Here is a 13,684-nt window from a genome sequence, read left to right as displayed (position 1 = left end):
TAAAATTTTTTAGGAAATTAAGTGGTTGTTTCATTTCCCCAATTAGACAATTCATCTTCGGTCCACAATTTAGGAAAAAAGATGCGTCTTTGGTATTTTGGATGCATATATTTTTGCCAGTCACTTCCTCCTGTAGCTTCTCCATTGCCTTTTCCGCTTTCTAAAATGTATTTTCTTGCAGTATTTAAATGTTGCATAACCCACGTGATATTCACCGTTTTATCATAGTGGCGCATTGCCTGAATTAAGTCTTGATTCTGCTGATCTTCGACCGGTAATTGGGTGAATTTTTGCCAGATATTTTTATTTTTAAACGTAGTTATTTGTCTTAAAAATTGATCTTTATACTTGTTTTCGAATTCCCGAAGCAGATATGATTTCTCTCCTGTATGATAATCTTTTCCGGCAGCTTGCCAGTATAAATGTTCAAAGCTGGTTTCTAAGTCAGTATTTTCGTCGAAGTTTTCTTTATATCTGCGATCCGTCAGATTAATTACATCTGTTGAAGCAAATTCTATTAATCTGTATTGTGCGCTTTGAAAACCACTTGCAGGAGTTAAGGTATTTCTGAATTTCATGTATTGATCAACCTCCATTCCGTTTTCCATAATACTGAACGAATTGGTCAGCATATCAAAATAACGCGTGATTCTTGATAATCTTTCACTAAAAAAATCTACCTGAATATTTTGTGTGTTGGCAATCTGATCAATTTCCCATAAAATCATTTTAAAAATTAATTCATTTACCTGATGATACATTATAAAAACCATTTCGTCAGGAAGAGTAGTACGCTGCGTTTGTAAACTTAAAAGAGCGTCGGTTTGAATATAATCCCAATAAGTAATTGGTTTTGACCAAAGTAATCCTTCTAACTGAACATCAGTTTTTTGATTTATAGCTTGGAATTTAAGGTCAATTTCTTTTAAAATTGATTCTGAATGATCAGTAAGGTTCATTATTTTTTTACTTTAAATGGATTTTTTAATCCTTTATATTCGTCGAGATCTGCTTTGAGTGATCCTACTGCAAGATCCGCTTTTATTCTAACCGGAACTTTATTGTCGTCATCTGTGATCCAGAGTGTTACACTTTCTTTTTCTTTAAATACGCGACCGGTTTGTACCAATGGTTTAAAAACCATTGTAGAAACGGTTCCAAATTTAGTTGTAATATCCTGACGGCCTATATATTTTAACTTAAATTTTGTGATTTCTTCATCAAAAAACATGTCGATTGTAATGGCATCGCCAGATTTTAGTTTGTCAATATTAGGATGATTTCTCAAGTAGTAAAAAGAAGAAATAATGTCCTGAACATTATTGGTTAAAACGATCGTCTTTTCGGTTTTACGTTTGTAATCTTTTACTAAGACCCTGTTTTCGCTTTGATTAAAAAAGCCTTCCTGATTTTTTGTGTAACCGCCTTCGTCAATTTTTCGAACATAACGATACGGTTCTCCGGTTTGTTTGTCAAAATAACTTTCGTATAAATCTTCGACTTTAAAGAAAAATTTTGACATTCCGGTTGTATAACCTTTACCCACGGCATGAAACACTTTTTTATTGTTTATGGTGGCGTCTTTTATTTCAAGTGTTGCATAACCTGCATTTACAATTCCGTAATGAATTCGGAATTTGAAGTATTCCCCAATATCGAAAGCGTCTTCTTTAAAAGTATCGAAACTGAGTGTCGTGAGAATTAATATGATGAGGATTAACTTTTTCATAGTACAATATTTACATTTCATTATAAAGATAAAGAAATGCAAATTCTATTCCAAATGTACCAAAACAAAAAAACTCAGTCAAGGAATGACTGAGTTTTTATGCTATTAACTAACCAAAAAACTATAAATTATGAAATTTATATCAATTCAGAAGGAAACCACCCCTTCTTGATTTGCGAGTGCAAAGATAGATAGAAAGTTCAAAAAACAAATAGCAAAAGGCAAGTTTAACATATCATTTGCATTAAAAGCATGCTTTTATCGAGAATATGTTAATATAATGCAAAAATAATGCAGTTTTACAATGTACCTCTCAATTCTTGTTCTCTTTCAATTGACTCAAAAAGGGCTTTAAAGTTCCCTGCACCAAATCCTTTTGCTCCCATTCTTTGAATAATTTCGAAAAATAAAGTAGGTCTGTCCTGAACTGGTTTGGTAAATATTTGCAATAAATAACCATCTTCATCGGCATCGACCATGATGGCTAATTTTTCAATTTCGTTTAAATCTTCTTTCATCATATCCATATGAACTCCTAATCTTTCAGGAATTGCCTGGTAATAGGTGTGAGGCGGAGCAGATAAAAATTCAACTCCTCTGGATTTTAAGTCAGAAACAGTTTTAATAATGTCATCGGTTGCAATGGCAATATGCTGAATTCCGGGTCCGCCGTAAAAATCCAGATATTCTTCGATTTGTGATTTTTTCTTTCCTTCGGCGGGTTCGTTGATTGGGAATTTAATTCTTCCGTTTCCATTTGACATTACTTTACTCATCAAAGCCGAATATTCAGTATTGATTTGTTTGTCGTCAAAAGACAGGAAATTTACAAATCCCATAACATCTTCATAAAATTTTACCCAGGTGTTCATTTCGTTCCAGCCCACATTTCCAACCATGTGATCGATATATTTCAATCCCGTTGGTTCAGGATTATAATCTGATTTCCATTCTTTGTAACCTGGAAGGAAAACACCGTTATAGTTTTTTCTTTCTACAAAAATATGTACTGTTTCTCCGTAAGTGTAAATTCCTGAACGAACTACTTCTCCAAATTCATCTGATTCTACAGTTGGTTCCATAAACGATCGTGCACCGCGCTTAATAGTTTCTTCGTAGGCACTTCTGGCGTCTTCAACCCAAAGAGCGGCGACTTTTACTCCGTCGCCATGTTTTTGAAGATGCGCATGAATTGGAGAATCTTGTGTTAATGGCGTTGTTAAAACAATTCTGATTTTGTCTTGTTTCAAAACATACGATGCTTTATCCCTAACTCCGGTTTCTAATCCTGCATAAGCTAATGACTGATATCCGAAAGCTGTTTTGTAATAATGCGCAGATTGTTTTGCATTCCCTACGTAGAATTCTACATAATCGGTTCCTAATAACGGAAGGAAATCCTGTGCTCCTTCGAAGATTTTTTCTAAACCGTATTCTACTGATTTTACTTCTTTCATAATAATCCCCCTAACCCCCGAAGGGGGAATTCCTATTAGGGGTAAATAGGATTTTAGTTAACTATTATTTTTAATGTATTGCTTATAATCGCGTCAGGAATTAATTCCTACTTCGGGGGCTAGGGGGATTCCGTCCAAGACTTGTAGTATTGCCCATCGTCTAATCCCATAGCTTCTTCCGTAACCATAAGTGGGCGGAAAGTATCTACCATTACGGCTAATTCACCAGTTTCTTTATGACCAATGCTGCGTTCCATTGCACCAGGCGCAGGACCATGCGGAATTCCTTTTGGGTGTAAAGTAATATGACCCTGTTCAATATTATTACGGCTCATAAAATCGCCATCAACATAATACAAAACTTCATCAGAATCTATATTGCTGTGATTGTATGGTGCCGGAACTGCCTTTGGATGGTAATCGTAAAGTCTCGGGCAGAAGGAACAAACAACAAAAGTTGCCGTTTCAAAGGTTTGATGAACCGGTGGCGGTTGGTGAACGCGTCCGGTTATAGGTTCAAAATTGTGAATCGAGAATCCGTATGGGAAATTGTAACCGTCCCAACCCACAACGTCAAAAGGATGTGTAGCGTAAACCACTTCGTGAATCATGCCTTCCTTTTTGATTTTAATTAAAAAATCCCCCTTTTCGTCGTGAGTTTCCAATTCGTTTGGTAAAATAAAATCACGTTCGCAAAATGGAGAATGTTCTAAATGCTGACCAGATTGGTTTTTATAACGTTTTGGCGTATAAAAAGGAGAATGTGATTCGACATAAAAAAGTCTATTTTCTTCGGTTTCGAATTCTATTTGATATATAATGCCTCTTGGAATAATTAAGTAATCGCCATATTCAAAAGGAATATTTCCTAACATGGTTCTTAATTTTCCTTTTCCTTTATGGATGAAAAGCATTTCATCGGCATCGGCATTTTTATAGAAATATTTGGTAAGAGATTCTTTTGGAGCTGCGAGTCCAATAACGCAATCTTTATTGATTAACATTGCTTTACGGCTGTCCAGGAAATCATTTTCAAGTTTTAATTCGAAACCTTTAAAAAGTAATGATTTTATGTTTTTTCCAATTGCAATTTTCGGTTCAACCGAATAGGAGTTTAAAATTTCCTTGACCTGAGTTGGTCTGTGAACATGATAAGAAAGTGACGAATGTCCGTGAAAACCTTCGGTACCAAATAATTGTTCGTAATAGAAACCTCCATTAGGTTTTTCGAATTGGGTATGTCTTTTTTGAGGAAAATCTCCAAGTTTGTGATATAATGGCATGGCTTTTCAATTAGATAATTTGTAAATTAGATAATTCGAAAAATTTGAATTGTGGGAACAGACAATCAGATCAATGTTATAATTGACTAATTATCTCAATTCGGTAGTTTTATTCAGGATTTCTCTTGATAAGGAATTGAAGATACTCTAATAAACCTGTCCATTTTGTTTTCATTATAACAAATGTCGTAATTATTATTGATTTAAATTATATATTATATCAATTATTAACGTTAAAAAATCACGAAATATTTTTTTAGTATAAAATTACTGAGAAATTTATCAATGCAAATTTTCATTAAAATTGAAACCCAATACTAAACCAGGTATAACTTTTTGAAGTTTCCGGCGACCACGATTGTTTGATTTCGATGGGACCAATTATAGTTTCTAAACCATATCCAACGGCATATCCAGAATATTTAGGCATTGAAATCCAGTCAACAGTGGTGAAAATATCATCTCCTAAATTGGCAAAGTTTGCTGTAAAGTTAACGTGGTTCTTTTTGAAAAGTTCATAATCTAAAGTAATCGCCGATTTTATAAAACTGTTTCCGGCAATGCTTAGAAAATCATATCCGTAGAAATAATTGAAATTGCTGATTCGGCTATAGCCAAAACCTCCCAGTATAAAATCAAAAAACGGAACACTATCGCTTCCAATATTAAATCCGGCATCAGCGCTAATTTTAATGGTCGCTTTCCTGAATAAAGTTCGGGCAAAAGCAATCTCAGCTTTTGCAATTGAAAAAGGTTTGAATTGTTTCGTATAATCGGATGACGCCATATAGGTTTGTAAATCTCCGGAAAAATACAATCCGGAATGTGGGAAACTTTTATTGTCAAACGAATCATATTTTAAATAACCGAAAAGACTGAAATAATTACTTTTTTCGATAATGTTTTCATTATTAGAAAGTGTTGGCGAATTTATTTTCAGGTATTTATATTCAAAACCTCCGCCCATCAAAAACTTTTGGACAAAAATGGTTTGAAAATATGCCTGATTGGTAACATCCATAAAATCAACATTGATCAAATTTACGTTTTGATTTTCCGGAATAAAATTGCTGATACTCGTAGTTACATTACGGTTAAATTGATTTAATCTGGAACGAAATCCAAAGCTGATATTAAATCCGTTTTCAACGTAATAATTAAAATCATATCTAAAATTATCACCCAATATAACGTCTAATGATGTGATATCATTTTTAAGGAATGTTTTTTTATGAGTCAGATTTAATAGAATTCCGCTTTTATAAAGTCCGTCGTAATGTAAACCCAGTTTTAAATAGGTTTGCGTCGGATTTTCTTTTAATACTAAATCAAGGTCGTCTTTTTTGCCGTCCGGTTGTAAACAATAAGATATTGTACTAAAGTTTTGAGTTGCGTTCAGGTTGTTGATTCCGGTTTTCAGATCATCATAAGTAATAGTGCTTCCGGGCTTAAAACGAAGTTTTCCCCGAATGTATTCCCTTGTAAAATTCTCTAATTTTTCGCTGTTAATTTGGTCTATTTCAATGGTATCTGTTACAATTTTTAATTTTGGCTTTTTATAAAAATTATCTTCGTTAACTAATGTTTTGATTTTTTCGTAAACGGCAAAAGCGGCTTCTTCTCCTTTTCTGATGATTTGTTCTCCCTTGTCAAATGAAATTACGCCATAATCACGAATGTCCGGTTTGATATAAACATCCGTATCTTTTATTTTGTCTTTCATTTTATCAATCGACTGCAAATTGGTGATTTGAACTAATATTCTGGTTGCGTTTTTCAGGTTTTTACGTTTCATTAAATCATCCTGAACATCAACCCCAATAATAATATCAGCACCAAGATTACGAACTTCTTTTATAGGATAATTGTTGACAACGCCACCATCAACCAATAAATTTCCATCAATTTCTACTGGCGTAAATAAGGACGGAAATGCTGCGCTCGCCATCATCGCCTGAACCAGATTGCCTTTATTTAATAAAACTTCCTCGCCGGTTTCAATATTGGTTCCAATACATAAAAAAGGTGTTGGTAGTTTATTAAAGTCACGTACATGACGCACGTTCCTTGTAAGGCTACTCAATAAATTATAGTTGTACATTCCTTTTGAAAGTGCTTCGGGAATTCCGACTTTGAAATTGCTGAATGGTAAAACGATCGCATATAATTCATCATTTTTTTTGCCATAAAAGTTTTTTGATGAACGCGGAATGTAGTCATTGATGAGTTCGTCAAAATTGGTTCTTTTAAAAATCGAATCAATTTGAGACGCGTTGTAACCTGAAGCATAAAGTCCACCAATGATTGATCCCATACTGGTTCCGCCAATGTAATCAATTTTGATTCCGGCTTCTTCAAGGACTTTTAAAACGCCAATATGTGCAAATCCTTTTGCGCCTCCGCCGGATAAAACCAAACCTATTTTAGGTCTTCGGGCTTCGGCTTGTTTTTCTTTTTCGGAGGTTTCCTGTGAAAATGATTTTTGTGAACTGAAAAATAAAAGCGTGAAAACAAACAACTGTACGCACTTAGTTCCGATAGTTATCGGAATGGAAAACTGCGAGCGAAAAAACGATATCTTTTCCTGAAAAAAAAGAGTGCCTTTAGAAGCTACTTTTTTTATAGTAGAAAAAAAAAGTTTTGACTGAGTATTTGAAATGGACAGTTGTTTTTGGCGCATAAAAAATAACTAGTTGGTTTTGTAAAAGTCGACAATTTTTTTGGCTTTTGATACACCAATTACATCAGATATTTCTTTTTCGGTTGCCAATTTCAATCTTTTAACACTTTTGAAATGTTGTATTAATGTAAGCATTGTTTTTTCGCCTATTCCGGGAATGCTTTCTACTGAGGAATTTAGCGCAGCTTTACTTCGTTTGTCACGATGAAATGTGATTCCAAATCTGTGCGCTTCATTTCGTAATTGCTGAATTACTTTTAAAGTTTCAGATTTTTTATCCAAATATAATGGGATAGAATCTCCGGGATAAAATAATTCTTCAAGACGCTTTGCTATGCCGATAATCGCAATTTTTCCACGTAATTCCAGTGCGTCTATACTTTTTAATGCAGCAGAAAGTTGTCCTTTTCCACCATCAATAATAATTAATTGTGGCAAAGGTTGATTTTCGTCTAATAATCTTTTGTAACGGCGATAGACAATTTCGGTCATAGAAGCAAAATCGTCAGGACCTTCTACGGTTTTTACATTAAAATGACGGTAATCTTTTTTGCTCGCTTTTCCGTCTTTAAAAACTACGCAGGCCGCAACGGGATTTGTTCCCTGAATATTCGAGTTATCAAAACATTCAATATGACGTGGTTCAGATGGTAAACGCAAATCCTTTTGCATTTGAGCCATGATCCGATTGGTGTGTCGGTCAGGATCTACAATTTGCAATTGTTTGAGTTGTTCAATTCGGTAAAACTTGGCATTTCGAATCGATAAATCTAAAATCTGTTTTTTATCTCCAAGCTGTGGAACGGTTGTTTTGATGTTTTCGCCCAAATCAATTTCAAACGGAACAATTACTTCTTTTGATAATAAATTAAAGCGTTCGCGCATTTCTACAATCGCAAGTTCCAGTAATTCCTCATCACTTTCGTCCAGCTTTTTCTTCATTTCTAAAGTATGCGAGCGAATAATAGATCCGTGCGAAATTTGAAGAAAGTTCACATAAGCCGCACTTTCATCAGATACAATCGAAAAGACATCAATATTGGTAATTTTAGGATTTACAATCGTTGATCTTGACTGGTAATTTTCGAGAACTTCAATTTTTTCTTTGATTTTCTGTGCTTCTTCAAAACGTAAATCCTGTGCATATTGGTTCATCAATCGCTTGAAATCTTTCATGCTTTCTTTAAAATTCCCTTTCAGGATTTCGCGAATTGCATCAACTTGTCGTTGGTATTCTTCCAGCGGAACAATCCCTTCGCAAGGTCCTTTACAATTACCGATATGATATTCAAGGCAAACTTTGAATTTGCCGGAATCGATATTTGATTTACTTAAATCATAATTACACGTTCGTAACGGATACAATTCTTTGATTAACTCTAAAATTGTATGTACAGTTTTGAAACTGGTGTAAGGTCCAAAATATTCAGAGCCGTCTTTGACCATTCTTCGGGTGGAAAATATTCTCGAAAAAGGTTCTTTTTTGATACAAAGCCACGGATAACTTTTGTCATCACGGAGCAATACATTATATCGCGGCTGTAAAGTTTTGATTAAATTGTTCTCTAATAAAAGTGCATCCGTTTCAGTAGGAACTACGATGTGTTTTATCGTTACAATTTTCTTTACCAGAACATTTGTTTTCCTGGTGTCATGAATTTTATTGAAATAAGAAGAAACCCTTTTTTTTAAATTTTTGGCTTTTCCTACGTATAAGATCTTTCCATCTTTATCATAATATTGATACACACCGGGATTGTCCGGCAAGCTGAGGATTTGAAGATCTAAGGACGATTTTTGCATTCTGTTTTGTTTGTGAAGTAGCTGAAAAGCATTTTCAAAAATCATTCGGATTTAGAAAAAAGCTTAACATGGATTTAGTTCCAAATTTACGAAATCAAAAGAATAATTTCTATATTTAGATTTTATAATTCTACATGAAAAATAGTAAACCCTTAGTTATTTTTGGCGAATCGATTTTGCCCGGAGAAAACAAAACAATTAACGTTGAAATTGCCAGGTTACACACGACTACAAAGCTTAATATTCCGGTTATTGTGCGACGGTCAAAACTTGAAGGTCCGGTAGTTTTATTCTCAGCAGGAATTCACGGTGATGAAATTAACGGCGTTGAAGTGGTACGCCAGATTATCAGCAAGAAAATTAATCGCCCTTTAAAAGGAACTATTATTTGTATTCCTATTATCAATATGTACGGTTTTGTCAATAAATCCCGTGAATTTCCTGACGGAAGAGATCTAAATCGTGTTTTTCCGGGAAGTAAAAAAGGTTCTTTGGCAAGTCGTTTTGCCTATCATATTGTTGCCGAAGTGTTGCCAATAATAGATTATGCTGTTGATTTTCATGCCGGAGGAGCAAGCCGATTTAACGCTCCGCAAATCAGAATTACCGAAAACAATCCCGAATTGAAAATGCTGGCGGATGTTTTTAATGCGCCGTTTACTTTATATTCTAAAAATATTAGTGGGTCTTTCAGAAATACTTGTGAGAAAGCAAATATAAAAATGCTGCTTTTTGAAGGAGGAAAATCATTAGATATCAATAATGTAATTGCCAATGAAGGTGTAATGGGAGTGAAGCGTTTACTGCATTATTTAGATATGCTTGATCCGAAACAAGTGGTTGAAAAAGCGCATGATCCTTCAATTTATATCAAATATTCGGTTTGGCTGCGTGCTAAATGTTCCGGTTTGCTTCATGATTATAATTTAGTTGGTAAATATGTAACTAAAGGTTCCATTCTCGCGATCATTACGGATCCGTTTGGTAAATTTGAACAAAAAGTAAAAGCGCCACACGACGGATTTGTCATCAACGCGAATCATTCGCCAATTGTTTATGAAGGCGATGCGATTTATCATATGTCTAAAAATAACCCAGGAGATGCCGACGAATAAAAAAGAATTACGATTACACTATAAAAATCTGCGCAAGGAACTTTCTGCTGATGATGTTGAGGAAAAGAGTTTGGCTATAGCCAATAATCTAATTCAATTGCCTATTTGGGATAAATCCTATTATCATGTTTTTCTTCCAATCGAAGAACAAAAAGAGGTAAATACGGAATATGTTTTGCATTTGCTTTCCGGGAAAGACAAGGAAATTGTAATTTCTAAAAGTGATTTTGAAACTCGCGGAATGTCACATTTTTTATTAACGGATAATACCAAAATCAAAAAAAACGAATATAATATTCCCGAACCTGTAAATGGTTTGCCGGTTCCAGCAGAAACTATTGAGGTGGTTTTTGTACCGCTTTTAGCTTTTGATAATGTGGGAAATCGAGTAGGTTACGGAAAAGGATTTTACGATAAATTTCTGGCCCAATGCAAACCGGGAACGATAAAAATTGGACTTTCTTTTTTTGAAGCCGAAAATCAAATCGATGATGTCTTTGAATCAGATGTGAAACTGGATTATTGTGTAACTCCGGAGAAGATTTTTAGGTTTTAATTTTTTTCTTTTTCACCATATAAGTGATATAAGAAAATATAAAACTAGGTGTTTTTTTACCGCAAAGTTCGCTAAGGAATATTGAGTTATTTTGCGCTTATTTTAAGTTCGCAAAGTTTTAGTTAGATTTGTTTTTACCGCAAAGTTCGCTAAGGAATTGATTTAGATTGTGCTTGTTTTAAGTTCGCAAAGTTCTAGCGAGATTTTAATTCTTTATCGCAAAGGTTTGACTTATATCACTTATTCATAGTTTTAACTACAGAGTAAGCGTTAGCATTAAATGAACTTATATGGTTCAAAAAACATCATTTCACTTCCTTAATAGTCGAAGCATCAATCCAGCCTTCAGTTCCATCCGTTAGTTCCACTTTTTTCCATTGACCTACAGTTTCAGTAACGTAGACTTTTGCGCCTTCGTGTAATAGAAAAATTGCTGTGCCGGCTTTTTGCGGTTCGCTGCGAACTTCACTTAATTCAGCAAAAACAATTGCAGGACGATCATTATCGAAATGGTTCTTCTCTGCTATTCCTGCCGAAACACTCAGTAGTAAAGCAACTAAAAGAACAAACATTCCTATGAAATACAATCTTTTTGAAAGTGTAAGCTGTGAGAAATAATAGCCAATAAAACTCAATAAAAACAAAAATGCGATCGCAATTGAAATTTTTGCCCACATATTATAATTAAATATTCCCGTAAAACTTTGAATTAGTTTTGCAAAACCTACTTTCGGAATTTCCTTAATTTCGTCAATAGTCAGTTTTTTTGCAAATTTTAAATTGTTTAAAGTCTCAGGATCGTTAGGTTTTAAAACCAAAGCTTTTTCATAATTATAAATTGAAGGTGCTACTTTATTCAATTTATAATAAGAATTTGCCAGGTTAAAATACAACTCTGCCGATTGTTGCTTGTCTTCTTTAATTACGCTTTCATAAACATCAACAGCTTGCTGATATTGTCCTTTTTGGTACAATGAATTTCCTTTTTCAAAGCCGTTTTGAGCAAAGAAAACCTGTGTGATTAATAAAAAAAGATATACTATATTTTTCATTTTATTTTTGTTAAACCCAACAGGTTTTAAAAACCTGTCGGGTTTGATTTTAAACTTAGTAATTTAACTTTGCGACCTTAAACTTATCACAATTTAAATCAATATCTCTTAGCGAACTTTGCGGTAAATTAAATTTAAACAATTTGCTTTTCAAGTTCTGAAATAATCAAAACAGCTTTATCGAAATCCTGCTGAATCGAAGCGCTTGATGCCGGGGCATAACGGGCAAACTCACAGTTTTCAGTAAGATTAATAAAATTCTGAACAGATTCCGGATTTGCATTTCTTGACAACAGCAATTCACGAATATTGTCTTTGCTCATTTCTGAGGTTTCGATATGCAATTTTGCTTTTAGGAAATTGTGCATCGCTTTTTCCAGCGCAATATAAAAAGCTTCTTTGTTATTCAGTTGTTTTTTAGCTTCAGATAAATATTTCTTAGCTAATTTATTATTCATTTTAATTCGGTTTCCGGTAACGTCACCGTCAATTGCTTCTTTTCTTTTCTTACCCAAAACAATAATTGGTAAAATTATGAAAGGCGCAAATAATAAAATATAATACAAATTAGAACCGTAAAAATCATCTTTGGCTGTTGAAACTAAAGTTGTTTTTAGTTTAATATATTTGAATTGTTCTGTTTTTGCAATTACATTTTTGGAAGCGTTTGCTGCTGTGTTAGCTTCAGCCTGAACAGGACCGTCTAAAACATCGACCATAATTTCTGGCGAAGTAATCGTTTTGTAAGAACCGGAATTCAAATCAAAATAAGAAAACTGCATTGCTTTTATGGTATATTTTCCTTTGTATTGAGGTACGATAGAATACTTATCAGTAATTTTTCCGGACATTCCTGAAAGCGATGTTGTCACTTGTTCGTCATGAACAGGATCGTACATTTCTAAGGCATTAGGCACAACAGGTTTTGGTAAAGTAAACAATTTCATGTTTCCGTTTCCTGAAGTACTTACAATTAAGTCAAGACTTTCTCCGCTCTTCAATGTTGTTTTTGATGGCGTAACAGTAAAATTAAATTTACCCACAGCGCCGCCAAAACCTTCTGGTTTGGATGCTTCCGGAAGAGGTCGTACGTTAATCGTTTTAGCTCCGGCCGAAACAACTCTGTTATCATCTGTTAAAATCATTTGACCGTACATATCACGACGATTTGAAGGCAATTGTACGCCAATATCTAATGAAAGAGGTTCAATTGTTAGTCTTCCTGATTTTTGAGGATATAAGATGGTTTTTTTCAGAACAACAAAATAACATCTTTGTCCTTGAAAAGTTCCTTCTGCAATTGATAATTGTTTGATGTCAATATTCTGATTCCAGAAATCATTGTATTTTGGTTTAGCCAATTCCTTAAAACCGGTAACGTTTATATTGTTGAAATATAATTTGTAAACCACAGTAATTGGTTCATTCAAGTACGGATTTGTTTTGGAAATTTCTGCAATTAGATGCAATGTTTCATTTCCACCGCTTTGTTGACCCTGACCTTGTTGCGCATTAGGATCTCTTTCCTGCGCCACAGCATTTGTAACTGTAATTTTTATAGGTTGTGTTTTGTAGATTTGCCCATTATACTCAATAGCAGCTTGCTTGATGTAAGCGGTTCCTTTTTGGTTGGGTTGTAAAATATAAGAATATATTTTTTGAAAAGAGCTTCTTCCGTTTACCCACGACTGACTTACTTGCTGACTTGGTCCGCCTACAATTCTAAATCCGTCAAATGAAGGTTGGTCAAAATTGTCTCCATCAACATTCATAATGAAGTCAATACGAAATCTTTCGTTTAGTCCAAGCGTATTTTTGCTTACTCTGGCTTCAAATTGAACTTGAGCCATAAGCCCTTGAAAAGTGAATAGTAATAGAATTAAATATCTTCTCATTTAAATGTTTAATCGTTGTTTGTTTTAACTGTTTAATCGATTCTTTATTGTTTAATCGTTTATTTGTTTAACTGTTTAGCGTTACAGTATGATCGAATAAGCAAATTAACAAAT

Annotated in this window: 10 protein-coding genes; 2 read left to right on the top strand and 8 right to left on the bottom strand. The window is 34.0% G+C overall.

Annotated features, from left to right (window positions below):
• Nucleotides 1-17 precede the first annotated feature (17 nt).
• The 6 genes from ACHRVX_RS06475 to uvrC form a co-directional block, all read right to left on the bottom strand.
• Complete coding sequence (locus tag ACHRVX_RS06475; RefSeq protein WP_395330437.1) at nt 18-959, bottom strand: tryptophan 2,3-dioxygenase family protein; 942 nt, start codon at nt 957-959, stop codon at nt 18-20.
• A complete protein-coding gene (locus ACHRVX_RS06470; RefSeq protein WP_395330435.1) occupies nt 959-1,729 on the bottom strand; it encodes a DUF3108 domain-containing protein in 771 nt (256 codons plus the stop codon). The genes ACHRVX_RS06475 and ACHRVX_RS06470 overlap by 1 nt, the downstream gene beginning before the upstream one ends.
• A gap of 299 nt (nt 1,730-2,028) precedes the next feature.
• Entirely contained in the window at nt 2,029-3,189 is a 1,161-nt protein-coding gene (gene hppD, locus ACHRVX_RS06465) for a 4-hydroxyphenylpyruvate dioxygenase (RefSeq protein WP_395331622.1), read from the bottom strand.
• 116 nt (nt 3,190-3,305) lie between these two features.
• Complete coding sequence (locus tag ACHRVX_RS06460; RefSeq protein ID WP_395330433.1) at nt 3,306-4,469, bottom strand: homogentisate 1,2-dioxygenase; 1,164 nt, start codon at nt 4,467-4,469, stop codon at nt 3,306-3,308.
• Between the two features lie 298 nt (nt 4,470-4,767).
• Entirely contained in the window at nt 4,768-6,987 is a 2,220-nt protein-coding gene (locus ACHRVX_RS06455) for a patatin-like phospholipase family protein (RefSeq protein WP_395330431.1), read from the bottom strand.
• Between the two features lie 171 nt (nt 6,988-7,158).
• On the bottom strand, nt 7,159-8,952 hold the full coding sequence (gene uvrC / locus ACHRVX_RS06450; RefSeq protein WP_395331620.1) for an excinuclease ABC subunit UvrC: 1,794 nt from the start codon (nt 8,950-8,952) through the stop codon (nt 7,159-7,161).
• Nucleotides 8,953-9,086: 134 nt separating this feature from the next.
• Here uvrC and ACHRVX_RS06445 point away from each other — a divergent pair, with 134 nt between their 5' ends.
• Together ACHRVX_RS06445 and ACHRVX_RS06440 are read left to right on the top strand one after the other, a co-directional pair.
• Nucleotides 9,087-10,067 (top strand): succinylglutamate desuccinylase/aspartoacylase family protein, encoded by a 981-nt coding sequence (locus tag ACHRVX_RS06445; RefSeq protein ID WP_395330429.1) that lies wholly within the window; start codon nt 9,087-9,089, stop codon nt 10,065-10,067.
• Entirely contained in the window at nt 10,054-10,623 is a 570-nt protein-coding gene (locus ACHRVX_RS06440) for a 5-formyltetrahydrofolate cyclo-ligase (protein WP_395330427.1), read from the top strand. The genes ACHRVX_RS06445 and ACHRVX_RS06440 overlap by 14 nt, the downstream gene beginning before the upstream one ends.
• A 305-nt stretch (nt 10,624-10,928) precedes the next feature.
• Here ACHRVX_RS06440 and ACHRVX_RS06435 read toward each other — a convergent pair whose 3' ends face one another.
• Nucleotides 10,929-11,675 carry a tetratricopeptide repeat protein gene (locus ACHRVX_RS06435; protein WP_395330425.1) on the bottom strand — a complete coding sequence of 249 codons (747 nt, stop codon included), beginning with the start codon at nt 11,673-11,675 and terminating at the stop codon, nt 10,929-10,931.
• Nucleotides 11,676-11,809: 134 nt separating this feature from the next.
• Nucleotides 11,810-13,570, bottom strand: a complete 1,761-nt coding sequence (locus ACHRVX_RS06430) for a BatD family protein (RefSeq protein WP_395330423.1) — start codon at nt 13,568-13,570, stop codon at nt 11,810-11,812.
• Nucleotides 13,571-13,684 lie beyond the last annotated feature (114 nt).

Source organism: Flavobacterium sp. FlaQc-47 (assembly GCF_044006475.1).
Taxonomy (GTDB): Bacteria; Bacteroidota; Bacteroidia; order Flavobacteriales; family Flavobacteriaceae; genus Flavobacterium.
This window is presented reverse-complemented; position numbering and strand designations above follow the sequence as displayed.